This is a genomic window from Sphingomonas sp. GW821-FHT09B04, assembly GCF_059418285.1.
The window spans coordinates 118,796-140,574 of record NZ_JBWKPO010000001.1; the positions used below are offsets into that span (position 1 = coordinate 118,796).

The following is a 21,779-nucleotide window of genomic DNA, read 5'->3' on the forward strand; positions in this document are numbered from 1 at the left end:
CAGTGTATTATTGCAATAATACGCCTATCGCACCGGCACGAAGTCGAGGTGGTGGAAATCGTAGCTGAAGTCGGCGAGCGGCGAGAGCGCCTTCATCTTGATGCCCGTGACCTTGCCGTCCGCGACGGCGAAGCTCACCACCGCATCCTCGCCTGCCCCCGCCGGGAAGCGGGTGCGGAAGGTGTCGGTGCCCCAGGGTTCGAGCGCGCTCTTGAAGACCGGTGTCGGCACGAACTGGATATGCAGCCCCTTGCCCTTCGCCGAGACGACGATGTCGCCGTACCAGGCATCGCGATAACGCCCGGCATAGGCGCTGAGTGGCAGGCTTGGCGCACCTTCGGGCGGCTTGGCCTCGCCCGCGGCGAGACCCGCGATCGCCTCATCCTGTGCGGTCTTGTTCCGCGCGACATAGCTCCCGACCCAGTCGAAGGCAGGGGCGCCGAGCAGATGATCGAGGATCGCGTTGCGGATCCCGCCCGAAACGCCGTCCTCGGTATTGCTGAGCACCACGACACCGATCCCGGCCGAGGGGATCATGGCAGTTTGCGTCACCTGTCCCGACAGACCTCCCGAATGGCTGATCAGGCGGCGCCCGCGGAAATCCTGCACGAACCAGCCGAGCGCATAGCCCGCCATCACCGCGCGCGCCGGATTGGTTTCGGTGCCGCCGTCGCTCGACGAGACGATCACCTGCGGCTTCCACATCTCGATGGCGGATTCCTTGCTCCACAGCCGTTTGCCACCGGGGATCTCGCCAAGCGCGAGCTGGACCTCGAGCCATTTGGCGACATCCGCAACGCTGGCGTTGATCCCGCCCGCGGCGTCGATCAGCGGGCCTTCATCGGGCTGGATCACCTTCATCGGGCCGATCCCGCGCGCCGGCGGCCCGAGCCGCGCGTGCCGCCCCGCGACATTGGCCGTCCTCAGCAATTCGCGCGAGGGCACGGCATCGGCCATGCCGAGCGGCTGGAGGATGCGCGTCGAGATGAAGTCGCGCCATGACAGGCCCGACATCCGTTCGATCAGAACGCCTGCGACGATGTAGAGGATGTTGTCATAGTCATAGCCCGCCCGGAAGCCACGCGCCGGGCGCAGGAATTGCAGCGCGCGCATCACCTGCGTGGCGTCCGCACTCGATTGCGGGAAATACATGAGGTCGCCCGCGCCGAGCGGAAGCCCCGAGCGGTGGACGAGCAGGTCGCGCACGGTGAACATGCCCGTAACCGCCGGATCGGCCATCTTGAACTCGGGGAGATATTTGACGAGCGGCTCGTCCCAGGCGAGCTTCTTCTCCTCGACCAGCATCGCCAATGCGGCGCCGGTAAACGCCTTGGAATTCGACGCAATGCCGAAACGGGTATGCGCGTCGACGGGATCGGCCTTGCCCATCGTCCGCACGCCATAGCCCCTGAGCCAGGGCGCCTGCCCCTTGCGCACGATCGCGACGCTGATCCCGGGCGTCTCGAACGCCTTCATGAAGTTCCCGACGATGGCATCGACCGCGGCCTCGAGCCCCGCCGGCGTTGCGCCTTGTGCCCATGCCGGCAACGCCAGGCCTGCCGCACCACCCAGCCCAAGTACCAGCGCACCGCGCCGATCGATCGTCAAACCACTCATGAAAAACGCCTCCCGATCGCCCCGGCTTGTACCGGGGTCAACGACTCTCCCGAGCATTGCACGAGAGCCTCCGGGGCAGACCTTGCCGACAGGTGGAGCCCGGAACAAGTCCGGGGTGACGATCGCAGCGAAAAGCTTACGCTTCCAGCTCGACATCCCAATAGAGCCAGTCGTGCCAGGTTTCGTGCAGGTGGTTGGGCGGGAAACGCCGGCCATGTTCCTGCAGATGCCAGCTGGTCGGGCGGATCGGCGCGACGTGGAGCGGCATCGCCGCCTGCCGGGGCGTTCGCCCGCCCTTGCGCAGATTGCACGGCGCGCAGGCCGTCGCGACATTCTCCCACGTCGTCCGTCCGCCCTGCGCGCGCGGAACGACATGATCGAAGGTCAGGTCGCGCGGGCTGCCGCAATATTGGCATTCAAACTTGTCGCGCAGGAACAGGTTGAAGCGGGTGAAGGCCGGGAATTGCGACGGCTTCACATATTGTTTGAGCGCGATCACCGACGGCAGCTTGATCGCGGCGGAGGGGCTCCGCACCTCGCGCTCGTAATGGCTGACGATATCGACGCGATCGAGGAACACCGCCTTGATCGCCGTCTGCCAGGGCCACACGCTCAGCGGATAATAAGAGAGCGGGGTATAGTCGGCATTGAGCACAAGGGCGGGGCACCCATCGGGATGGCGGATCAGATCGGGATGGTACATGGTCCCCCTCGTGCCCGTTACGCCAGAACAAGTCCTGCCTAGGTCGCCTCTCGCCACGAAGCGTTGCACGGTGATGACACCATATGCCGTGACTCGCGGTCAAGGGTCCGCGCGATGATCGTGACACGATTTGCGCCGAGTCCGACCGGACGGTTGCATCTGGGCCACGCTTTCTCGGCGATCCACGCGCATGATTTCGCGCGGGAACGGGGCGGACGCTTCCTGCTGCGGATCGAGGATATCGACGGCACCCGCAGCCGCCCCGAGCATGTCGATACGATCCTGCGCGATCTGGAATGGCTGGGGCTGGGATGGGATGGTGAAATCGTGTTCCAGTCGCAGCGGTTGGCGCTGTACGAAGCGGCGCTCGGGCGGCTGAAGACCGCGGGGCTGCTCTATCCGTGCTTCTGCACGCGCGCCGATATCGCCGCCAGCGTGAGCGCACCCCATGGGCCGGAGGGGCCGCTCTACCCCGGCACGTGCCGGGGGCTTGACGCGCCCGACCTGTCCCGACCGCATTGCTGGCGGATCGATATGGCGCGGGCGGTCGGCGGGCCGCTCCACTTCGAGGATTCGGAGCGCGGGATCATCGTCGCCGATCCCGCAGCGCATGGCGACGTCGTGCTGGCGCGGAAGGATGCGCCGGCGTCCTATCATCTCGCCGTCACGATCGACGACGCAGCGCAGGGCGTCACCGATATCGTGCGCGGCGAGGACCTGCTCGCGGCGACGCATGTCCATCGCCTGCTTCAGCACCTGCTCGACCTGCCCGTGCTGCGCTACCACCATCATGGACTGTTGACCGGGGCGGATGGCGAACGGCTCGCCAAGCGGCACAATGCGCCCACCCTTGCCGTGCTGCGTGAGGCGGGCGAGAATGGGCAGGCGCTGGCGGACGCGCTGCGCAAAGGCGAACTCCCGATTGGATTCGCGGCCGTAAAGGCCTAGAGTCACTTCCATGAAACTCTTCCTCATCCTGCTCCTGATCGCGGCGATGATCGCGACCGTCGTCGCGCTGGTCCGCGGGATCATCACCTTCCTCCGCGTCACCGAGGCGGATCTGAAGGACGGCAATGGCCCAAGCGCATCGGCGCTCAAGTCGAACAGGATGATGCAGCATCGCATCCTGTTTCAGGGCATCGCGATCGCGATCGTCGCGCTGCTGTTGCTGATGGCGAGCAACAGCTAAGGCCTTGGTCAAGCTCAACAAGATCTACACCCGCACCGGCGACGACGGCACCACCGGGCTCGTTGACGGATCGCGCGTCGCCAAGAACGATCCGCGCATGGCCGCGATCGGCGATGTCGATGAGGCGAACAGCGCGATCGGGGTCGCGATTGCCGCAATCGGCGGCGGCTATCCCGCCGATCTGCTCGAAACGATCCAGAACGACTTGTTCGATCTTGGTGCCGACTTCGCGACACCGGGCGAGGATTTCACGCCGGGCGATATGGCGCTGCGGATCGTTGCGGCTCAGGTGACGCGGATCGAAGCGGCGATCGACGAGGCCAATAATAAGCTCGACCCGCTGCGCAGCTTCATCCTTCCCGGCGGGTCGGCAGCCGCGGCGGCGATCCATCTTGCCCGCGCCGTCGCACGCCGGGCGGAGCGCACCGCGGTCGCGGCGTCGCATGAGGTTTCACTCAACCCGCAGGCGCTCGCTTATCTCAACCGGCTGTCGGACCTGTTGTTCGTGCTGGCGCGCGAGGCGAATCACGGCCGTGGCGGCGACGTGCTGTGGAAGCCGGGCGCGAACCGCTAGTTCCATGATTTTCTCGGGAGAGGGCTGGAGCGGGTAGCGGGAATCGAACCCGCGTATTCAGCTTGGAAGGCTGCTGCACTACCATTGTGCTATACCCGCCCATGGCTCGCAGCATATCCCGCCAGGGGGGATGGTGGAAGGGACTGGATTCGAACCAGTGTACGCTCACGCGGGCAGATTTACAGTCTGCTGCCTTTAACCACTCGGCCACCCTTCCATGCGGCACGCCGAAGCGAGTGGGGGCCATTGCCGAAGCGCGCCGTCCCTGTCAACGCCTTGCGCCGCGCTTTCGTCGCGCCTAGCACGCAATTGTGAGCCAGAGGCCAAGACGTGGGCATCGTCCCCAATCCGGATCGAACAGCAACCGCCCCCGCTTCTGGGGCCGCCACGCCGTGTCTGCGGCATTGGCGAATCCCGAGCGCAATGTGCGCAAGGTGTGGGGAACGCGCGAGGCGCTGGCGGGGTTCGACCTGCCGCCGGCGATGCCGGTCATCTATGCCGATGTCGCCGATCTGGGCCGGATGGTACCCGGTGACGCGCCGCATCAGGGCATTGTGATCGAGGTCGACCCGCTCGAGGATATCTGGTTGGGCGATTTGCTGGAGCAGGGCGCGGGCGACCGACGGCCCTTGCTGGTACTCGATCATGTGACCGATCCGCACAATGTCGGAGCGATCCTGCGCTCCGCCGCGGCGTTCGACGCATTGGGGATCGTGACTCACGACCGGCATACGCCGCCCGAATCGGGGACGCTGGCGCGCTCGGCATCCGGGGCACTGGAGATCGTGCCATGGGTCCGCGTCGTCAATCTTGCCCGCGCGCTCGAGGAGATCGGCGAGGCAGGCTTCTGGCGGATCGGCCTTGCGGGCGAGGCCAAGGGCACGCTGGCCGAGGTGATGGGCGATACGCGTCCCGCGCTGGTGCTGGGCGCTGAGGGCGAAGGGATGCGCCAGAACACCGCACAGCATTGCGACGAGCTTGCGCGCCTTCCGATCTCTCCTAAGGTCGAGAGCCTGAACGTATCCAATGCCGCGGCAATCGCGCTCTACGCCGCGGTTTCCCGCTAAGCCGCAAGGAGAAGTAGCGATGTTCGAACGGATCAAGGGCATCGCGCTCGTGCTGATCGCGCCGCTGGTGCTGGTCGGCTGCGCGTTCAGCCCCGGTAAGTTCACCTCCTCGCTCACCATCCTCGCGGACCGCAGCTTCACTTTCAGCTATCAGGGCGAAGTCATCGCCGTCGATCTGGCCAGCGAGATGGCCAAGGGCATGGGCGACGCCTTCAAGGACGACGCGAAGGACGAGGACAAGAAGGAAACCAGCGACACGGCGATGCTCCAGCCAGCGACCTGGCAGAGCAAGACCCCGGGCAACAAGGAAGAGCCCGCGCAGGAAGAGGATTCCGCCGCGGACGAGGCCAAGAAGGAAGCCAAGTTCAAGGCGATCGGCGAAGCGCTGACCAAGGAGGCCGGTTATCGATCGGTCACCTACAAGGGCAAAGGCGTGTTCGTCGTCGACTATCAGATCAGCGGCAAGCTGACCCATAGCTTCCTGTGGCCCTATAATATCGATGCCGAGGTGATCTTCCCGTTCGTGGTGATCGAGCTGCGCGGCCGCGATCAGGTCCGCGTCAAGGCGCCCGCGTTCGGCGACGATGATTCGCCCGCCAAGGGCAAGGGCGACGACAGCAAGGCCAAGCTGGACGGCGTTTTCACCCTCGTCACCGACGGCGAGCTGGTGAGCCAGAACAACGAGAATGGCGCGACCAGCGCGAACGGCCGCAAGACCGTGACCTGGAAGGCGACCCCGCTGAGCAAGGACGCCCCGATGGCAGTGGTCAAGGTCGCACCGCTGCCCTGAAGCGGCGGTTGCGATTGGGCGTAGATTTGGTTGCTGATTGTGCCCGGCGCTGGTTCAGGACGATCAGGATTCCGGCAGTCTGATCTCGCCCCGGTAGCTGCACCCGATCAGCGTCTTCCCCGGAAAGGCGGCGTTGGTCGCGATCTGCAAGGCCGAACGGTTCTTGAAGCCATAGCCTGATTCCGGGTCGACGCTGGTCGATTCGTCGACAATCCGTTCGCCCTTGAACTGACCCGATCCTTCCAGAAGGTTGGTCACACCCTGCGCGACGCCGAGCGCGGATGCGTCGGGAATATCGAGGACCGCAAGCATTGCCGATCCGGTGAAGGCCACCGTGCTTGTGGTGTAACCGAAGGCGCTGACGGGTTTGGGAAGCCGGTAGGACGAGAAGAACAGGCTTCTGGACGGAAGCTTTACCCAGCCGCGCGCTTTCGCGCTGCCCGGGCTATCCTCGTCGCTGATGGTCAGCACAAAACCGAGATAGTGGCGGCCATCGATCTTGCAGGCCATGACATCGGCCAGATCGACGGCGACCGGGTCAAAAGCCGTGGCGGAAGCCGCGCTTGCGGCCGGGACCGCGCAGGACACCAACAGGCCCGCCATCAGCACCGATCCCGCTCGCATCCCGCGCCTCCTCATCATTGCCCGATGGCCGGACTCAGTCCTCAGCGGCGATCGTCACCTTGAGGCCGTCGAGCGCGCTGGTGAACTGGATCTGGCATGACAGGCGCGAGGTTTCGTTGCGATCCGACGAGCTGTCGAGCAGGTCGTTCTCGTCCTCGCTCATCGGCGAGAGTTTGCCCGCAAACTCCGGATCGACATGGACGTGGCAGGTCGCGCACGAGCAGCAACCGCCGCACAGCGCGAGCAGTTCGTCGAACCCATTGTCCCGGATCACTTCCATGACGCTCAGGCCAACTTCGCCCTCGACTTCGCGTTCTTCTCCTTCACGCGTGACGACGATAAGCTTGGGCATTGGATTCTCCTGTCTATGTCGCGCCAATGCCGAGGAACGGCGCGGCTTTCAAGTTTCACTCTTTAAAGGTTTCGCCTGATGGGCCTGAATGCCGAACAGCTTCGTACCGCACTCGATACGCTTGCAGCGTCCGAACCCCTCATTGCGGTGGCCGTCGGCCGCGTGGGCTATCCCGAGCCGCGCATCCGCAACCGCGGTTACGAGACGCTGCTGCGGACCATCGTCGGCCAGCAGGTGAGCGTCGCGGCGGCGGCATCGATTTGGAACAAGCTCGCCGCGGCGCTGGGCGACCTGACCAGCCCGGAGATTGTCGCGGCAGCCAGCGACGACGACCTCCGCGCCGCCGGCCTGTCGCGGCAGAAGGTGAATTACGCCCGCAGTCTTGCCGATGAGGTCATGAGCGGGCGGCTCGACCTCGCCAACCTTCCCGCCGATGACGAGGAGGCGATCGCGCAGATGATCCGGATCAAGGGCATCGGGCGCTGGTCGGCGGAGATCTATCTGCTGTTCGCCGAGGGGCGGCCCGACATCTGGCCCGCGGGCGACCTCGCCGTCCAGATCGAGGTCGGACGGATCATGGGCCATGTCGAACGCCCGTCGGAGAAACTCACACGAGAGATCGCCGAGCCCTGGCGTCCGCACCGCGGCGCGGCGGCGATCCTCGCCTGGCATCACTACAAGGCGGATATGGACGTCATCTAGGGCATCTAGGGCTGGCGCCCCTGCCCGTCCCTTGCCAAAGAGCGCGGGACAGCAAGGAGGCCCCAGACCATGAAGACCCGCGCCGCCGTCGCCTTTGAGGCGAAGAAGCCGCTCGAGATCGTCGAGCTCGATCTGGAAGGGCCCAAGCCCGGCGAAGTGCTGGTCGAGATCATGGCGACAGGGATTTGCCACACCGACGCCTATACGCTCGACGGGTTCGACAGCGAGGGGATCTTCCCGAGCGTATTGGGGCATGAGGGCGCGGGCGTCGTCCGCGAAATCGGCGCGGGCGTCACCAGCCTGAAGCCGGGCGACCATGTCATCCCGCTCTACACCCCCGAATGCCGCCAGTGTAAGTCGTGCCTCAGCGGCAAGACCAATTTGTGCACCGCGATCCGCGCGACACAGGGCAAGGGGCTGATGCCCGACGGCACCACGCGCTTCAGCTACAAGGGGCAGCCGGTCTTCCATTATATGGGTTGCTCGACCTTCTCGAACTTCACCGTGCTGCCCGAGATCGCACTGGCGAAGATCCGCGAGGACGCGCCGTTCCAGACCAGCTGCTATATCGGCTGCGGCGTCACCACCGGGGTCGGCGCGGTGGTCAACACCGCCAAGGTGCAGGTCGGCGAGACGGTCGTGGTGTTCGGCCTGGGCGGGATCGGCCTCAACGTCATTCAGGGCGCGCGGATGGTCGGCGCGGACGTGATCGTCGGCGTCGACATCAATCCCGATCGCGAGGAATGGGGCCGCAAGTTCGGCATGACCCATTTTATCAACGGCAAGGGCAAGAGCCGCGACGAGGTGATCGCCGAGGTGCTGAAGCTGACCGATGGCGGTGCCGACTACAGCTTCGACGCGACCGGCAATACCGAGGTGATGCGCACCGCGCTCGAATGCTGCCACCGTGGCTGGGGCGAGAGCATCATCATCGGCGTGGCCGAAGCGGGCAAGGAGATCGCCACCCGCCCGTTCCAGCTCGTCACCGGCCGGGTGTGGAAGGGCACCGCGTTCGGCGGCGCCAAGGGGCGGACCGACGTTCCCAAGATCGTCGACTGGTATATGAACGGGAAGATCGCGATCGATCCGATGATCACGCACGTGTTGAGCCTCGAAGAGATCAACAAGGGGTTCGACCTGATGCATGCGGGCGAAAGCATTCGCAGCGTCGTCGTCTACTGACCAAGAAGGAGGGGAGCCATGTTCAGTCACATCATGCTCGGCGCCAATAACGTCGAGGAATCCAAGGCATTTTACGATGCCACGCTCGGCGTGCTGGGCGCCCAGCCCGGCCGCACCGATCCCAAGGGGCGCGCCTTCTACATGCATAATGGCGGCGTCTTCATGCTGAGCACGCCGATCGATGGCGAGCCGGCCTGCCACGCCAATGGCGGAACGGTCGGCTTTGCGGCGGCCGATCCGGCGACGATCGACGCCTGGCACGCCGCTGGCCTGGCGCATGGCGGAACAGCGATCGAAGACCCGCCCGGCGTTCGCGAGGGCGCGTTCGGCAAGCTGTATCTGGCGTATCTCCGCGATCCGGCGGGGAACAAGGTATGCGCCATGTTCCGGATGCCTGCGTGAACGAAATCGGCTGGATCCTCACCCTCACCTGCGTGGACCGGGTGGGGATCGTCGCGGGGGTGACCGGGTTCCTGGCACGGAATGACGGCTTCATCCTCGACAGCCAGCAATATGCCGATCTGGAGACGGGGCGCTTTTTCATGCGCGTCGTCTTCACGGCCGGAGGGGCCGGATTCCCGCAGGATCGCGACGCGCTGGTCGCGGCGTTCGCGCCGGTCGCGGCCGAGTTCGGACTCGACTGGGGCCTGTCGGCGTCGGACGAGAAGCCCCGCCTCGTGGTCGCGGTGTCGAAGGGCTCGCACTGCCTCAACGACCTGCTGCACCGCCAGCAATCGGGCACCTTGTCGGCCCAGATCGTCGCGGTCGTCTCGAACCACGACAAGCTGCGCAGCCTCACCGAATGGCATGGCGTACCCTATCATCATCTGCCCGTCGGAGACGGCGGCAATGCCGAGCAGGAACGAGCGATCGAGGCGGTGATGGACGCCACCAGCGCGCCGTATTTGGTTCTCGCACGCTACATGCAGGTGCTCACCCCGGAGTTCGCCGACCGGCTGGCGGGGCGATGCGTCAACATCCACCACAGCTTCCTGCCCGGCTTCAAGGGCGCGCGTCCCTATCATCGCGCGCATGATCGCGGGGTCAAACTGATCGGGGCCACCGCGCATTTCGTGACCAGCGACCTCGACGAAGGACCGATCATCGAACAGGCGGTGGAGCGAGTCGACCATCGCGACAGCGTCGACGACCTGATCCGTATCGGCCGCGACATCGAGGCGCAGGTGCTGGCCCGCGCCGTCGATGCGCTGGGCGAGCGCCGCCTGTTCCTCAACGGCAACCGGACTTTGGTGTTCAGATGACCCTCGAAACGCTTTCGACCAACAAGGCTTATGGCGGCACGCAGGGCGTGTACCGGCATGCGAGCACCGCCACGGGCACGCCGATGACCTTCTCGGTCTTCGTTCCCGAGCATGAGGCGGGCGCGAAACTGCCGGTGCTCTGGTATCTCTCGGGCCTCACCTGCACCCACGCCAACGTCACCGAGAAGGGTGAGTATCGCGCGGCCTGCGCCGAGCATGGGGTGATCTTCATTGCGCCCGACACATCGCCGCGCGGCGACGAGGTGCCCGACGACGAGGGCTATGATTTCGGCAAGGGCGCCGGCTTCTACGTCGATGCGACGCAGGAGCCGTGGTCGGCGAACTTCCGGATGCGGTCGTACATCGAGGACGAGCTGCCCGCTCTGATCCTGCGCGAATTTCCGCAGGCCGACCTGTCGCGGCAGGGGATCACCGGCCATTCGATGGGCGGACATGGCGCGCTGACCATCGGGCTGCGCAACCCCGACCGGTTCCGGTCGGTGAGCGCCTTCGCCCCGATCTGCGCACCGAGCCAGTGCCCGTGGGGCGAGAAGGCGCTGACCGGCTATCTCGGCGACAATCGCGAGGACTGGCGCGCCTATGATGCCTGCGCGATGATCGAGGATGGGCTGAAAGTGTCCGAGTTGCTGGTCGATCAGGGCGATGCCGACGCCTTCCTGTCCGACCAGCTCAAGCCCGAATTGCTGGAGAAGGCCTGCCGCGACGCGGGCATCGATCTGACGCTGCGCATGCAGCCGGGGTACGATCACAGCTATTATTTCATCTCGACCTTCCTGCCCGACCATGTCGCCTGGCATGCCGAACATTTGAAATGACGCCTGACCCGCATTGCTGATCCGCGTTCGCCCCTCTAGCCTGCGCACAAAGTAACGAGGGGATAGCGTATGCGTTCGATGATTGCGGTGTTGGCGATGACGGTAGCGGCAACGGGTGTCGCCCATGCACAGAAGGCGGCGCCCGAGGCGGACGCACAGGCGCTGGAGCTGCTCAAGCGGGCGATCGCTTATCGCACCGTCGACGGGCCCGGCAACCAGACGCCGGAATATGCCAATTACCTGCGCGACGCGCTGATCGCGGGCGGTTTCGCGGCGGAGGATGTGACGGTCGAGCCACTGGGCGGCACGGCGATGCTCGTCGCCCGCTATCGCGGCACCGCCAAGCCCGGCACCGTCAAGCCGATCGGCATCATCGGCCATATGGACGTCGTCGCCGCCGACCCCAAGGACTGGGAGCGCGACCCGTTCACCCCGGTCATCGAGAACGGCTATATCTTTGGCCGCGGCTCGACCGACAACAAGTTCAGCGTCTCGGCGATGGTCGCCGCGCTGATCCAGCTCAAGAAGGACGGGTTCAAGCCCCGGCGCGACATCGTCTTCCTCGGCTCCGGCGACGAGGAGACCGACATGAAGACCACAGCCGCGCTGGCGGAGAAATACACCGGGCTCGAACTGCTGCTCAACATCGATGCCGGCGGCGGGCGCTATTCGCCCGAGGGCAAGGCCGAATATTACGGGCTGCAGGCGGCGGAGAAGACCTATGCCGACTTCACCCTGACCGTCACCGATCCCGGCGGCCATTCGAGCGCGCCGCGCCCGATCAACGCGATCGTCACGCTGGCCCGGGCGGTGGAGCGGATCGGCAACTACAAATTCGCGCCCGAGGTGAACGAGATCACCAAGGCGTCGCTTGCCGTCGCAGCGGAGACCGCCAAGCCCGAGGATGCGGCGGCGATCCGCGCCTTCCTGACCAACCCGCAGGACGAAGCCGCGCTTAAAGTGCTGCGCGCCAACTATGGTCTGGTCGGCCAGATCGGCACCACCTGCGTGCCGACCATGGTCAATGCCGGGCACGCCCAGAACGCGCTGCCCCAGCGCGCCACCGCCAACATCAACTGCCGCATCTTCCCCGGCAATTCGATCGAGAGCATCCAGGCGAAGCTCAAGGAGATCGCGGCCGAGCCGAGCCTGACGATCGTCAAGGACGACAGCGGCGGCAAGCCCGGCCCTGCCTCCCCGCTGCGGGCCGATGTGATGAAGGCGGTGACCGATGGCATCCATGCCCGCTTCCCCTCCGTCAAGATCATCCCGAGCATGTCCGCCGGGGCGACCGATTCGATGCATTTCCGCGGCCGCGGGGTGCCGAGCTACGGCATCGCGCCGATCTTCATGAAACAGTCCGACCAGTTCGCCCATGGCCTCAACGAGCGCACGCCGCTGAGTGAATTGGCTCCGGCCGTCACCTATTTCCGGCGGGTGGTGGCCGAGCTGTCCAAGTGACCCGCTGAGGTGACCGCCCGCACCGACGCGCTGATCATCGGCGGGGGCCATAACGGCCTCGTCTGCGCCTTCTACCTCGCCAGAGCGGGGTTGAAGGTGCGGGTGCTGGAGCGGCGCAACGTCGTGGGCGGCGCCGCGGTGACCGAGGAATTCCACCCCGGATTCCGCAATTCGGCGGCGAGCTACACGGTCAGCCTCCTCCAGCCCCGGGTCATCGCCGACATGAAGCTGGTCGAGCGCGGATATCGCGTGATCGAGCGGCCGGTCAGCAACTTCTTCCCGCTCGACAACGGGCATCTGATCCTCGGCGGCGGGGCCGAGCGGACGCGGGCGGAGTTTGCGCGCTTCTCCGAAAAGGATGCCGCCGCCCTCTCCGGATATGAGGAAGCGCTGGAGCGGGTCGCGGACATGCTGCGGGCGATGGCGCTCAAGACTCCGCCCAATGCCGGCGGCGGCATCGCGGCGCTGCTGGCGGCGGCAGCGCAAGGCCGCGAGCTGGCGAAGATGCCGATCGCGGGGCAGCGCGACGCGCTGGCTTTGTTCGTCCAATCGGCGCGCGAATTCCTCGACCAGTGGTTCGAGAATGAGCATGTGAAGGCCGCGTTCGCGTTCGACGCGGTCGTCGGCAACTTCGCCGGGCCGTCGGCGCCGGGATCGGCATATGTGCTGCTGCACCACGTGTTCGGCGAGGTAAACGGCAAGAAGGGCGCATGGGGCCACCCGATCGGCGGGATGGGCGCGATCACCGGATATATGGCCGATGCGGCGCGCGAGGCCGGGGTCGAAATCAGCCTCGAGTCGCCGGTCGACCGCGTGCTGGTCGATGGCGGCAAGGTTGCGGGGGTGCGGCTGGCGAGCGGCGAGGAGATCGCGGCGAAGCTGGTCGTCGCCAATGTCGGGCCGGCTTTGCTGTACCGCCAGATGATCGACGCCAGCGACCTGGACGACGATTTCCGGCGGCGGATCGCGGGGTTCAAGACGGGCTCCGGCAGCTTCCGCATGAACGTGGCGCTATCCGAACTGCCCGACTTCACCGTGCTGCCGGGCAAGGATGGGGAACACCACAGGAGCGGGATCATCATCGCGCCGACCATGGACTATATGGACCGCGCGCATGCCGACGCGGTGACGTATGGCTGGTCGAACGCGCCGGTGGTGGAAATGACCATCCCCTCGCTGGTCGACGACAGCCTCGCCCCGCCCGGCGCGCATGTCGCGAGCCTGTTCTGCCAGCATTTCGCGCCCGTCCTGCCCAATGGCCGCAGCTGGGACGACGAGCGCGAGGCGGCGGCGGACGACATCATCGACACGCTGACCGAGCATGCGCCCAATTTCCGGGACTCGGTCATTGCCCGCCAGATCCATTCGCCCACCGACCTCGAGCGCAAATTCGGGCTGGTCGACGGCGATATCTTCCACGGGCGCATGTCGCTCGACCAGCTCTGGGCGGCGCGGCCGGTGCTGGGGCATGGCGATTATCGCGGGCCGATCGCCGGCCTCTATATGTGCGGCGCGGGCACGCATCCGGGCGGGGGCGTGACCGGGGCGCCGGGGCACAACGCCGCGAAGGAGATTTTGCGCGACCGCTCGCTGATCGGGCGGTGGCTGCGGCGCTGACATGTCCCATGACGGCGATCCTTCGTTCGAGGTTCCAACCGAGCTGTGGCGCTGGACGCCCGAGCCGCCGGCCAAGGCGAGCTGGTATTTCGTGACCGTCACCGGCGAGCCCGCCGACGCGATCCGCGCATTGGGGTTCGAGCGGCGCGCGCTGGGCGGGGCACGCGGGTTCGGATCGGTCCGCATACGCGCAAGCATCGACGGTGCCGCGTTCGAGACCTCGGCCTTTCCGCACAAGACCAGCGGCGGCTATCTGATCCCGGTCAAGGCCACGGTGCGCAAGGCCGCCGGGGTCAGCGAGGGCGACACGGTGACCGTGGCGCTGTGGCTGTAGCGGGGCCCGAAAGTCCCAAAAGTCACACTGCCACGCGCGCGCGAGCCGCTCAGCCCCGAAACGCCTGCCACGCGACATAGAGCAGCACCGGCAGGCCGATCAGGTCGGCGATCGCGATGGTCCGCAGCGCCGGCGGCATCCCCGACAGCCACCAGATTACGACGAAGGAGGCCATGCTGATCCCGACCGCGACACTGGCGAGCTGACGCACCTCGGGCCGCAGCGCCGCCCACACGCAGACGACGACCACCACCAGGAACAAAGCCGCGCGATGATGCAGCAGGGTGAAATGGTCCGTCCCCGGATCGACGCCATAGAGCCGCGAGATCAGCGCTGGCTTGAACAGGGCAAGCGCGGGCACGGCATGGATCAGGCCCAGTATCAGCCAGCAGATCCGCTCGATCATCGTTCAAACTCCCCCCGCTGCGCGGCCGCCCATGCTGCATCACGCATCGTCCTCGGCATAGTCGTAATCGTCGTCATCCGCGTCACAGGGCGGGGACAGCGTTTCGCGGCCATCGCCGAGCGGCGGCGCCGCATAATGGAGCGGGGTGAGCGGATCGGCGGGCAGATCGCTGTCGGCGAGCGTGTCGAGCGTAGCGTCGAACCCGGCGCGGCCCGTCGTGCTCCACCGCATCACGTTCTGCCAATGTGCCCCAGTGGCGTGATGGTAGGTAGCGCCGAAGCGGTTGAGCAGCCACACCAGCAGCCGGTCCGACGGCTCGCGCACCTCGGCGACGATCTTGCCGTTCTTCCACATCTCGCGAATGCCGCCCTTGATCGCGCGCTCATAGGCCGTGGTCATCAGTCGCGCGGCGGCAAGCTGAAGCGCCTGATCCCACGCGGCGGCGAACCCCTTGCCATCCGGGTGATGGCGCAGGCGATAGGCCGAGCGCGGGCTGATGCCGGTGGCATGCGCCGCTTCGGAGATGCAGCCGGTATCGGCAAGCGCGCGCAGGAAGCTGCGCTGGCGCTCCGCGGTCCAGCCGTCATGGCGCGCACGCAGGGTGACCGGGGTGTAGGTTTCGACCGGGTCCGCGGTGTCGTGGGTGGGGTGATCGTGTTTCATGATGCGACTCCTTTGGTTAGAGGAGTCCGAGTATTTAACCTAATTGGTTCGTGTAGGAAAATGCCTCAATTGGGCGGCAGGACCCGTTCCCTGAGGTTCGCCTCACGCTTGCAGCCATGGCAGAAGACATAGTCGAGCGCAGCGCGCAGGACCCATTGCTGCTGCTGCTCATCCCATTCCGCCCAGGCATCGCGGGTGATCAATTTGCTGCCGCAGCTTTCGCAGGTGAAGGTGATGCGCATGAGGACGGCCCCGCATTGTTGAGGCCCGAGGTTAGCGGGATCGAGGGCGTGTATCGGCTGAGTGACTCCATTTCGGACCAGCTTTGGTGCGTTTTGGAGGGAAGAGCGGCAGGTTGGGGCGGCACGGTGCGTGGGCATGGGGCGCGCCCGAGATGGCGATCGGCAGGCTGGGCTGGAGCCTCGACGACATAGCGAGCGGCGCGGTGGATCCCGGCACAAGGCCGGGATGACGGAGGAAATGGGGTGAGCGCTGCCGGGCCCCCGAGATGGTGCCGGCTTGGGCCGGGATGACGACGGTTGGCGATAGCGAGCGGGCGGAAGCGGCGGGGAAGGTCCGTTCCGAACCCAAACCCGTCACCCCGGCCTTGTGCCGGGGTCCACCGGGCGGCAGGCTTTGCGGCCGATGAGAGAACGCCTCCCCTGCGTCTACATCCTCGCCAGTGGCTACAACGGCACGCTCCATGTCGGCGTGACCTCCAATTTGATCGGCCGCGTGATCCAGCATCGTGAGGGGACGTTCGACGGCTTCACCAAACGCTATGGCGTGCACCGGCTGGTGTGGTTCGAAGTCGCCGAGACGATGGAGGCCGCGATCGCGCGGGAGAAGCAGGTCAAACGCTACCGGCGCGACTGGAAGCGAAACCTGATCGAGCGCGAGAACCCGATGTGGAACGACCTGGCGGTGGGGTTGGGGCTGGAGCCGCTGGCGGGGGTGACCCGGGGCAAAGTGGACCCCGGCACAAGGCCGGGGTGACGGAGGGTCGTCCTCTCCTCCCGCACCACCGTCATCCCGGCCTCCGAGCCGGGATCCACCGTGCCATGAACGATGCCGTCGAGGTTTGAGCGAGTTGGTCGCCGCAAGCGGCCTATCGGCGATACCGGCGCGAGTGAAAGCGCAACCCGATCGAACGCGAGAACCCGATGTGGAACGACCTGGCGGTGGGGTTGGGGCTGGAGCCGCTGGCGGTAGTGACGCGGGGCGAAGTGGACCCCGGCACAAGGCCGGGGTGACGATAAAGTGCGGAAAATCGCAACCGGCTCGAGTGGTATCCTTGCTGTCTAGGTCTCGCGCCCTGCTGATCTGAATATATCCACCAACTCCTGCGGCTTCACAATCCATACCCCCGGGAGCACGCTGGAAATTTCGTTCTTCTTTCTAAGAATTCGACGGTCCAGAGTGACGAAATACCCGCCATATTTCGCAGCTTCCACAACATGAAAAGCATCCGCGTCATGTTGATCGGAAAGCGCGTTACCCTTCATAATGATACGCAGACGACTATGGGCTTCGCTTTCGCTTTGGTTGAGCTCAACAGGAGTGCTGTAAATTAGCTCGGAAGCGAGAACCCTCACACGCGCTGGCGTCTGAGGCCGGTCAATCTCGGCCTTTACAGAGTATGGTAGCAGTATGCCGACGGACTCTCGTATCGGACCCAAAATCTCTGCCACAGCTGAAGTTATTTCGACATCTTCGCTTTCATCAAAAATATGAGCGTCGAGAAATACCTGATGATAGCGCGGATCAGGCGGCGAACGTCGTGACCTTCGCCGCCGGGTTTCCATCACAGATATTCTCGGCTCACGGTCAAGCTATCACTCCGCCGCCACCGTCCCATCGAACAGCCCGCCCTCGGCGCCGCCATCCTCATTCGCCGCCGGCACGACCTTCGCCTTCTGGCGCTTGTCGAAGCTGTCCCACACCTCGTTCCAATTCCCCTTGGTCGCGCCCTTCGAGTACTCCGTCGCGCGCGTTTCGAAGAAGTTGGCGTGCTCGACGCCGTTGAGCAGCGGGGTGAGCCAGGGGAGCGGGTGTTCGTCGATCATGTAGATCGGCTTGAGGCCGAGCTGGTTCAAACGCCAGTCGGCGATGAAGCGGATATACTTCTTGATCTCCTTGGGCGTCATGCCGGGGACCGGGCCCTGTTCGAACGCGAGGTCGATGAACGCGTCCTCGAGCCGCACGGTCGTCTGGCAGACGTCCATGATGTCGTCCTTCACCGCCTTGGTCAGGCAGTCGCGCTCCTTGGTGAAGGCGTGGAACAGGCGGGTGATGCCTTCGCAGTGCAGGCTCTCGTCGCGGACCGACCACGACACGATCTGGCCCATGCCCTTCATCTTGTTGAAGCGCGGGAAGTTCATCAGCATCGCGAACGACGCGAACAGCTGAAGCCCCTCGGTGAAGCCGCCGAACATGGCCAGCGTCTTGGCGATGTCCTCGTCATTGTCGACGCCGAACTTCTGGAGATAGTCGTGCTTGTCCTTCATCTCCGAATATTCGAGGAACATGCCATACTCGCTCTCGGGCATGCCGATCGTGTCGAGCAGGTGGCTGTAGGCGGCGATGTGCACCGTCTCCATGTTGGAGAAGGAGGCGAGCATCATCTTGATCTCGGTCGGCTTGAACACGCGGCCGTATTTCTCGTGGTAGCAATCCTGCACCTCGACATCGGCCTGGGTGAAGAAGCGGAAGATCTGCGTCAGCAGATTGCGCTCATGATCGGTCAGCTTCTGTGCCCAGTCGCGGCAATCCTCGCCCAGCGGCACCTCTTCGGGCAGCCAGTGGATCTGCTGCTGGCGCTTCCAGAACTCGAACGCCCAGGGATATTCGAAGGGCTTGTAGGTCTTGCGGGCTTCGAGAAGAGGCATTGGAATATTCCCAGATAATTAGAAGTTCACTCGACCGGGTCGATCTGATTTACTTGACAGAAATTCCCGTTCGACGCGTCCGTGTAAAAAGTGAAGGTCCTTTGACCGTTATAGAAATTAATCAAAAAGACGCTGATCATCGCTTGATATTCGTTCTTTATCATCATCCAACCAGCTGGAGGTGATACGCAGTTCGTAGGATGCTGCAAATCAGACAGTCTGACCATCACGCCACTATGGGTGGATGTCACGTTGGTGACTGTTCCGAAAATGTGGCCCTCCCCAACTTGCGACTGCGCAAAGGCAGGACTGCCAATTGTTAGAAGCGCTCCGATTGCCGCAACATGACGTATCTTAAGCATCCATTCCCCCCAACTGTAACAAAACCTGGCCTGCCCCCACGCTCATCATGCCGCGCTCGCGATGCTGAACACCAGCGCGAAGCCGGTGAGGAACAGGCACAGCGCGACCAGCATCATGCCGGCGATGCGGGTGGCGTAGACCCCCTCGGGCGTGGCGGCGCGGCGGCGCAGCAGGACGAGACCCGCGACGCCGCTGACGATGCCGATCCCGGCCTGAAGGGCGAGCGCGCGGGTCATACCGCGCCCGCCCAGACGATCAGCCCGATGCCGATCAGCACGTCGAGCGCGCCGATCAGGTACCACATGGCGCGCGGCGCGGGCTTGCCACCCTTCGCCGCGGTCTGGCGGCTGACCATCGGACCGACGAACAGCGCGAGCGCGATGCCGAACAGGGCAAAGCCGACACCGGCAACGGTAAGGGCAGTCGCGGGGTTCATGACGGATCGCGAACCTTCACCACCCGCTCGCGCACCACGACCTTCTTGCCGCGGTTGGCGCCGACACCGAACACGACGATGCCGAGGAAATAGCCGAAATCATACCAGCCGCCATTGTTGGGCACGGCATAGACCGCGACGTCGGGCATGAAGAGCGACAGCACCCACGCGACCGGGAAGATGAAGCCGTGCCACAGGCCAAGCAGGAAGCCGGGCGAGCCGGGCTCGACCGCAGTGCCAACCTGCTGCGCGCAGGCGGCAAGCAGGACGAACGCCCCGAGCGGGAGAAGGCGGAGGGATCGGGTCATGGGACAGTCTCCATCTGCCTTCTCCCCGCCGGGAAGAAGGCGCTCAGCGCGTGCGGGCGCTCACTGGCAAGCCAGGCACTCATCGTAATCGGTGCTCTCGCCGAGGTTGAACTGCGGCGCGTCGATCGTGTTGTCGGCCTCGACCCCGCCCGCGAAGCCGGCGCGCTGCACCGATTTCGAGCGGAGATAATAGAGCGACTTGATGCCGAGCTCCCACGCGCGGAAGTGGAGCATCAGCAGGTCCCACTTCTCGACGTCGGCGGGGATGAACAGGTTCAGCGACTGCGCCTGATCGATATACGGTGCGCGGTCGCCGGCGAGTTCGAGCAGCCAGCGCTGGTCGATCTCGAAGCTGGTCTTGTAGCAATCCTTCTCTTCCTGGCTCAGGAAGTCGAGATGCTGGACCGAGCCGCCGCGCTCGAGGATCGAGTTCCAGACATTGTCCGAATTCTTCGACTTCTCGATGAAGATCTTCTCGAGATAGGGGTTCTTGACCGAGAACGAGCCCGACAGCGTCTTGTGGGTGTAGATATTGGCCGGGATCGGCTCGATACACGCCGAGGTGCCGCCGCAGATGATCGAGATCGACGCGGTCGGCGCGATCGCCATCTTGCAGGAAAAACGCTCCATCACGCCCATGTCGGCAGCGTCGGGGCAGGGCCCGCGTTCGACCGCGAGCTGCATCGAGGCTTCGTCGACCTGCGCCTTGATGTGCTTGAACATGCGCAGATTGTGCGTCTTGGCCATCGCGCCTTCGAAGGGCAGACCGCGCGCCTGGAGGAAGCTGTGATAGCCCATCACGCCGAGGCCGACCGAACGCTCGCGCGCGGCGGAATAGGCGGCCTTCTCCATGCCCGGCTCGGCACGGTCGATATAGTCCTGAAGGACGTTGTCGAGGAAGCGCATGACGTCCTCGATAAAGCCCTTCTCGCCCTTCCACTCGTCCCACGTCTCGAGGTTGAGCGAGGACAGGCAGCATACCGCGGTCCGCTCATTGCCGAGATGGTCCTTGCCGGTCGGCAGGGTAATCTCGGAACAGAGGTTCGAGGTCGAGACCTTAAGGCCCAGATCGCGGTGATGCTTGGGCATGTTGTTGTTCACGTGATCGGCGAACACGATGTACGGCTCGCCCGTCGCAAGGCGGGTCTCGACCAGCTTCTGGAACAGCGCGCGCGCGTTGACCACGCCGCGCTCCGACCCGTCCTTGGGCGAGCGCAGCGTCCATTCCTCGCCGTTGCGCACCGCTTCCATGAACGCGTCGGGGATGAGCACGCCGTGGTGGAGGTTGAGCGCCTTGCGGTTGAAGTCGCCCGAGGGCTTACGGATTTCGAGGAACTCCTCGATCTCCGGGTGCGAGATATCGAGATAGCAGGCGGCCGATCCGCGGCGCAGGCTGCCCTGCGAGATTGCAAGGGTCAGCGAATCCATCACGCGGACGAACGGGATGATGCCCGACGTCTTGCCGTTGAGGCCGACCGGCTCGCCAATGCCGCGGACATTGCCCCAATAGGTGCCGATGCCGCCGCCGCGCGAGGCGAGCCAGACATTCTCGTTCCAGGTGTCGACGATGCCGTTGAGGCTGTCGGGCACCGAGTTGAGGAAGCACGAAATCGGCAGGCCGCGGCCAGTGCCGCCGTTCGACAGAACGGGGGTGGCGGGCATGAACCACAGACGCGAGATATAGTCGTAGATGCGTTGGGCGTGCGCAGCATCATCGGCATAGGCCGAGGCGACGCGGACGAAGAGATCCTGGAAATTCTCGCCGGGCAGCAGATAGCGGTCCTTGAGCGTTTCCTTGCCGAATTCGGTGAGCAACGCGTCGCGCGAATGATCGACCTCGACCGGGAAGATCCGCGGCGCGATCGCCTTGGTATCGAGCCGCTTCTTGACCTTGGCGCCGGTCTTCTCGGCCACCTTTTCGGGCGCAGCTTTGACCTCTGCGCCAGCGACGACGGGGGCTTCTGTGGTATCGGTCACGGTCTCACTCACGCTTGCTTCCTGCTGTTCCCTGAAGTCCATCGTCGCTCGTCCCTTGCCCGTCCAGATCACGACTCGGGGGCGCCTTGCGATGGTAGCACCGCACGCGCGCGGGCGTGAGAACAAAAGATGTCCATCCGCCTTGCCCGGCACGCAGCAGACCCTGCCGCGAATATGGGTTCGCGGGCGGCGTTCCACCAGTGCTTGGGCTTGTCCCCCTGTGTGACCACTATAGATTGTGGCAGATCGGCGTCCGAGGCAAGACAGTAAATGAAGGTTTGAAGACTCGGTTCGTCGCCGATTTGAGTCGGTTCACCCCCGCCCAACCACGCCTTACCGCATGCGACGCGCGGGCCTTCCTCGCCTTTTCAGAATGCAAGTGAACGAACGCGGAACTTCACAAAAATTTCATGCACCGATTCATCCAC

The 21,779-nt window shown here is 64.8% G+C and carries 27 protein-coding genes and 2 tRNA genes; 14 read left to right on the forward strand and 15 right to left on the reverse strand.

The window, feature by feature from the left end:
* Positions 1–24: 24 nt before the first annotated feature.
* Both AC07NK_RS00440 and AC07NK_RS00445 read right to left on the reverse strand, forming a co-directional pair.
* Entirely contained in the window at positions 25–1,617 is a 1,593-nt protein-coding gene (locus AC07NK_RS00440; RefSeq protein WP_495168601.1) for a serine hydrolase, read from the reverse strand.
* A 136-nt stretch (positions 1,618–1,753) separates the two neighbouring features.
* Positions 1,754–2,320 carry an HNH endonuclease gene (locus AC07NK_RS00445; protein ID WP_495168602.1) on the reverse strand — a complete coding sequence of 189 codons (567 nt, stop codon included), beginning with the start codon at positions 2,318–2,320 and terminating at the stop codon, positions 1,754–1,756.
* 114 nt (positions 2,321–2,434) lie between these two features.
* Between AC07NK_RS00445 and gluQRS the strand changes: the two genes are divergently transcribed.
* Genes gluQRS through AC07NK_RS00460 form a run of 3 tightly spaced genes read left to right on the forward strand, consistent with a single transcriptional unit; the run spans position 2,435 to position 4,083 of the window.
* Positions 2,435–3,268 carry a tRNA glutamyl-Q(34) synthetase GluQRS gene (gene gluQRS, locus AC07NK_RS00450; RefSeq protein WP_495168603.1) on the forward strand — a complete coding sequence of 278 codons (834 nt, stop codon included), beginning with the start codon at positions 2,435–2,437 and terminating at the stop codon, positions 3,266–3,268.
* 10 nt (positions 3,269–3,278) lie between these two features.
* The gene (locus tag AC07NK_RS00455; protein ID WP_495168604.1) at positions 3,279–3,509 is read left to right on the forward strand and encodes a twin transmembrane helix small protein; all 231 of its coding nucleotides are present in this window, start codon (positions 3,279–3,281) and stop codon (positions 3,507–3,509) included.
* Between the two features lie 4 nt (positions 3,510–3,513).
* A complete protein-coding gene (locus AC07NK_RS00460; RefSeq protein ID WP_495168605.1) occupies positions 3,514–4,083 on the forward strand; it encodes a cob(I)yrinic acid a,c-diamide adenosyltransferase in 570 nt (189 codons plus the stop codon).
* A gap of 25 nt (positions 4,084–4,108) precedes the next feature.
* Here the strand turns inward: AC07NK_RS00460 and AC07NK_RS00465 are convergent.
* Positions 4,109–4,182 (reverse strand) — tRNA-Gly (locus AC07NK_RS00465).
* A gap of 32 nt (positions 4,183–4,214) precedes the next feature.
* A tRNA-Tyr gene (locus AC07NK_RS00470) sits at positions 4,215–4,300 on the reverse strand.
* A gap of 94 nt (positions 4,301–4,394) precedes the next feature.
* Between AC07NK_RS00470 and rlmB the strand changes: the two genes are divergently transcribed.
* Positions 4,395–5,150, forward strand: coding sequence for a 23S rRNA (guanosine(2251)-2'-O)-methyltransferase RlmB (gene rlmB, locus AC07NK_RS00475; protein WP_495168606.1), 756 nt, complete (start codon positions 4,395–4,397; stop codon positions 5,148–5,150).
* Positions 5,151–5,169: 19 nt separating this feature from the next.
* Complete coding sequence (locus AC07NK_RS00480) at positions 5,170–5,940, forward strand: hypothetical protein (RefSeq protein ID WP_495168607.1); 771 nt, start codon at positions 5,170–5,172, stop codon at positions 5,938–5,940.
* A gap of 63 nt (positions 5,941–6,003) precedes the next feature.
* Here the strand turns inward: AC07NK_RS00480 and AC07NK_RS00485 are convergent, their stop codons facing one another.
* Together AC07NK_RS00485 and AC07NK_RS00490 are read right to left on the reverse strand one after the other, a co-directional pair.
* Complete coding sequence (locus AC07NK_RS00485) at positions 6,004–6,549, reverse strand: hypothetical protein (RefSeq protein ID WP_495168608.1); 546 nt, start codon at positions 6,547–6,549, stop codon at positions 6,004–6,006.
* A 49-nt stretch (positions 6,550–6,598) separates the two neighbouring features.
* Positions 6,599–6,916 carry a 2Fe-2S iron-sulfur cluster-binding protein gene (locus AC07NK_RS00490; protein WP_495168609.1) on the reverse strand — a complete coding sequence of 106 codons (318 nt, stop codon included), beginning with the start codon at positions 6,914–6,916 and terminating at the stop codon, positions 6,599–6,601.
* Between the two features lie 78 nt (positions 6,917–6,994).
* On the opposite strand from AC07NK_RS00490, the gene AC07NK_RS00495 reads away from it, so the two are divergent.
* The 8 genes from AC07NK_RS00495 (at position 6,995) to AC07NK_RS00530 (ending at position 14,310) form a co-directional block, all read left to right on the forward strand.
* Positions 6,995–7,618, forward strand: a complete 624-nt coding sequence (locus AC07NK_RS00495; protein WP_495168610.1) for a DNA-3-methyladenine glycosylase family protein — start codon at positions 6,995–6,997, stop codon at positions 7,616–7,618.
* A gap of 69 nt (positions 7,619–7,687) precedes the next feature.
* Positions 7,688–8,800 carry an S-(hydroxymethyl)glutathione dehydrogenase/class III alcohol dehydrogenase gene (locus AC07NK_RS00500; RefSeq protein WP_495168611.1) on the forward strand — a complete coding sequence of 371 codons (1,113 nt, stop codon included), beginning with the start codon at positions 7,688–7,690 and terminating at the stop codon, positions 8,798–8,800.
* 18 nt (positions 8,801–8,818) lie between these two features.
* Entirely contained in the window at positions 8,819–9,202 is a 384-nt protein-coding gene (locus AC07NK_RS00505) for a VOC family protein (protein ID WP_495168612.1), read from the forward strand.
* The gene (gene purU / locus AC07NK_RS00510; protein ID WP_495168613.1) at positions 9,175–10,062 is read left to right on the forward strand and encodes a formyltetrahydrofolate deformylase; all 888 of its coding nucleotides are present in this window, start codon (positions 9,175–9,177) and stop codon (positions 10,060–10,062) included. Before AC07NK_RS00505 ends, purU begins: the two co-directional genes overlap by 28 nt.
* Positions 10,059–10,898: an S-formylglutathione hydrolase gene (gene fghA, locus AC07NK_RS00515; RefSeq protein WP_495168614.1), complete on the forward strand. Its 840-nt coding sequence runs from the start codon at positions 10,059–10,061 to the stop codon at positions 10,896–10,898. The genes purU and fghA overlap by 4 nt, the downstream gene beginning before the upstream one ends.
* A gap of 69 nt (positions 10,899–10,967) precedes the next feature.
* Positions 10,968–12,359 carry a M20/M25/M40 family metallo-hydrolase gene (locus AC07NK_RS00520; RefSeq protein WP_495168615.1) on the forward strand — a complete coding sequence of 464 codons (1,392 nt, stop codon included), beginning with the start codon at positions 10,968–10,970 and terminating at the stop codon, positions 12,357–12,359.
* A 9-nt stretch (positions 12,360–12,368) separates the two neighbouring features.
* Complete coding sequence (locus tag AC07NK_RS00525; protein ID WP_495168616.1) at positions 12,369–13,976, forward strand: phytoene desaturase family protein; 1,608 nt, start codon at positions 12,369–12,371, stop codon at positions 13,974–13,976.
* A 1-nt stretch (position 13,977) separates the two neighbouring features.
* Positions 13,978–14,310 (forward strand): DUF1905 domain-containing protein, encoded by a 333-nt coding sequence (locus tag AC07NK_RS00530; protein WP_495168617.1) that lies wholly within the window; start codon positions 13,978–13,980, stop codon positions 14,308–14,310.
* A gap of 49 nt (positions 14,311–14,359) precedes the next feature.
* On the opposite strand, the gene AC07NK_RS00535 is transcribed toward AC07NK_RS00530, so the two are convergent.
* The 3 genes from AC07NK_RS00535 to AC07NK_RS00545 form a co-directional block, all read right to left on the reverse strand.
* Positions 14,360–14,716, reverse strand: coding sequence for a hypothetical protein (locus AC07NK_RS00535; RefSeq protein ID WP_495168618.1), 357 nt, complete (start codon positions 14,714–14,716; stop codon positions 14,360–14,362).
* 39 nt (positions 14,717–14,755) lie between these two features.
* On the reverse strand, positions 14,756–15,379 hold the full coding sequence (locus tag AC07NK_RS00540) for a hypothetical protein (RefSeq protein ID WP_495168619.1): 624 nt from the start codon (positions 15,377–15,379) through the stop codon (positions 14,756–14,758).
* Between the two features lie 65 nt (positions 15,380–15,444).
* Positions 15,445–15,621 (reverse strand): hypothetical protein, encoded by a 177-nt coding sequence (locus AC07NK_RS00545; RefSeq protein ID WP_495168620.1) that lies wholly within the window; start codon positions 15,619–15,621, stop codon positions 15,445–15,447.
* Positions 15,622–16,024: 403 nt separating this feature from the next.
* On the opposite strand from AC07NK_RS00545, the gene AC07NK_RS00550 reads away from it, so the two are divergent.
* Positions 16,025–16,375 (forward strand): GIY-YIG nuclease family protein, encoded by a 351-nt coding sequence (locus tag AC07NK_RS00550; RefSeq protein ID WP_495168621.1) that lies wholly within the window; start codon positions 16,025–16,027, stop codon positions 16,373–16,375.
* Positions 16,376–16,680: 305 nt separating this feature from the next.
* Here AC07NK_RS00550 and AC07NK_RS00555 read toward each other — a convergent pair whose 3' ends face one another.
* The 6 genes from AC07NK_RS00555 to AC07NK_RS00580 form a co-directional block, all read right to left on the reverse strand.
* On the reverse strand, positions 16,681–17,184 hold the full coding sequence (locus tag AC07NK_RS00555) for a hypothetical protein (RefSeq protein ID WP_495168622.1): 504 nt from the start codon (positions 17,182–17,184) through the stop codon (positions 16,681–16,683).
* 30 nt (positions 17,185–17,214) lie between these two features.
* Positions 17,215–18,267, reverse strand: a complete 1,053-nt coding sequence (locus tag AC07NK_RS00560) for a ribonucleotide-diphosphate reductase subunit beta (protein WP_495168623.1) — start codon at positions 18,265–18,267, stop codon at positions 17,215–17,217.
* A 407-nt stretch (positions 18,268–18,674) separates the two neighbouring features.
* Entirely contained in the window at positions 18,675–18,866 is a 192-nt protein-coding gene (locus AC07NK_RS00565; RefSeq protein WP_495163348.1) for a hypothetical protein, read from the reverse strand.
* On the reverse strand, positions 18,863–19,066 hold the full coding sequence (locus tag AC07NK_RS00570; protein WP_495168624.1) for a hypothetical protein: 204 nt from the start codon (positions 19,064–19,066) through the stop codon (positions 18,863–18,865). The genes AC07NK_RS00565 and AC07NK_RS00570 overlap by 4 nt, the downstream gene beginning before the upstream one ends.
* Positions 19,063–19,374 (reverse strand): hypothetical protein, encoded by a 312-nt coding sequence (locus tag AC07NK_RS00575; RefSeq protein WP_495168625.1) that lies wholly within the window; start codon positions 19,372–19,374, stop codon positions 19,063–19,065. Before AC07NK_RS00575 ends, AC07NK_RS00570 begins: the two co-directional genes overlap by 4 nt.
* A 60-nt stretch (positions 19,375–19,434) precedes the next feature.
* Positions 19,435–21,393 (reverse strand): ribonucleoside-diphosphate reductase subunit alpha, encoded by a 1,959-nt coding sequence (locus tag AC07NK_RS00580; protein WP_495168626.1) that lies wholly within the window; start codon positions 21,391–21,393, stop codon positions 19,435–19,437.
* Positions 21,394–21,779: the final 386 nt, after the last annotated feature.

Excerpts from the sequence above, each read along its gene's own strand:
- AC07NK_RS00440 (WP_495168601.1), bottom strand. The coding sequence starts at position 1,617 with ATGAGTGGTTTGACGATCGATCGGCGCGGTGCGCTGGTACTTGGGCTG.
- AC07NK_RS00445 (WP_495168602.1), bottom strand. The coding sequence starts at position 2,320 with ATGTACCATCCCGATCTGATCCGCCATCCCGATGGGTGCCCCGCCCTT.
- gluQRS (WP_495168603.1), top strand. The coding sequence starts at position 2,435 with ATGATCGTGACACGATTTGCGCCGAGTCCGACCGGACGGTTGCATCTG.
- AC07NK_RS00455 (WP_495168604.1), top strand. The coding sequence starts at position 3,279 with ATGAAACTCTTCCTCATCCTGCTCCTGATCGCGGCGATGATCGCGACC.
- AC07NK_RS00480 (WP_495168607.1), top strand. The coding sequence starts at position 5,170 with ATGTTCGAACGGATCAAGGGCATCGCGCTCGTGCTGATCGCGCCGCTG.
- AC07NK_RS00490 (WP_495168609.1), bottom strand. The coding sequence starts at position 6,916 with ATGCCCAAGCTTATCGTCGTCACGCGTGAAGGAGAAGAACGCGAAGTC.
- AC07NK_RS00495 (WP_495168610.1), top strand. The coding sequence starts at position 6,995 with ATGGGCCTGAATGCCGAACAGCTTCGTACCGCACTCGATACGCTTGCA.
- AC07NK_RS00500 (WP_495168611.1), top strand. The coding sequence starts at position 7,688 with ATGAAGACCCGCGCCGCCGTCGCCTTTGAGGCGAAGAAGCCGCTCGAG.
- AC07NK_RS00505 (WP_495168612.1), top strand. The coding sequence starts at position 8,819 with ATGTTCAGTCACATCATGCTCGGCGCCAATAACGTCGAGGAATCCAAG.
- purU (WP_495168613.1), top strand. The coding sequence starts at position 9,175 with ATGCGCCATGTTCCGGATGCCTGCGTGAACGAAATCGGCTGGATCCTC.
- fghA (WP_495168614.1), top strand. The coding sequence starts at position 10,059 with ATGACCCTCGAAACGCTTTCGACCAACAAGGCTTATGGCGGCACGCAG.
- AC07NK_RS00520 (WP_495168615.1), top strand. The coding sequence starts at position 10,968 with ATGCGTTCGATGATTGCGGTGTTGGCGATGACGGTAGCGGCAACGGGT.
- AC07NK_RS00530 (WP_495168617.1), top strand. The coding sequence starts at position 13,978 with ATGTCCCATGACGGCGATCCTTCGTTCGAGGTTCCAACCGAGCTGTGG.
- AC07NK_RS00535 (WP_495168618.1), bottom strand. The coding sequence starts at position 14,716 with ATGATCGAGCGGATCTGCTGGCTGATACTGGGCCTGATCCATGCCGTG.
- AC07NK_RS00540 (WP_495168619.1), bottom strand. The coding sequence starts at position 15,379 with ATGAAACACGATCACCCCACCCACGACACCGCGGACCCGGTCGAAACC.
- AC07NK_RS00545 (WP_495168620.1), bottom strand. The coding sequence starts at position 15,621 with ATGCGCATCACCTTCACCTGCGAAAGCTGCGGCAGCAAATTGATCACC.
- AC07NK_RS00550 (WP_495168621.1), top strand. The coding sequence starts at position 16,025 with ATGAGAGAACGCCTCCCCTGCGTCTACATCCTCGCCAGTGGCTACAAC.
- AC07NK_RS00555 (WP_495168622.1), bottom strand. The coding sequence starts at position 17,184 with ATGGAAACCCGGCGGCGAAGGTCACGACGTTCGCCGCCTGATCCGCGC.
- AC07NK_RS00560 (WP_495168623.1), bottom strand. The coding sequence starts at position 18,267 with ATGCCTCTTCTCGAAGCCCGCAAGACCTACAAGCCCTTCGAATATCCC.
- AC07NK_RS00565 (WP_495163348.1), bottom strand. The coding sequence starts at position 18,866 with ATGACCCGCGCGCTCGCCCTTCAGGCCGGGATCGGCATCGTCAGCGGC.
- AC07NK_RS00570 (WP_495168624.1), bottom strand. The coding sequence starts at position 19,066 with ATGAACCCCGCGACTGCCCTTACCGTTGCCGGTGTCGGCTTTGCCCTG.
- AC07NK_RS00575 (WP_495168625.1), bottom strand. The coding sequence starts at position 19,374 with ATGACCCGATCCCTCCGCCTTCTCCCGCTCGGGGCGTTCGTCCTGCTT.
- AC07NK_RS00580 (WP_495168626.1), bottom strand. The coding sequence starts at position 21,393 with ATGGACTTCAGGGAACAGCAGGAAGCAAGCGTGAGTGAGACCGTGACC.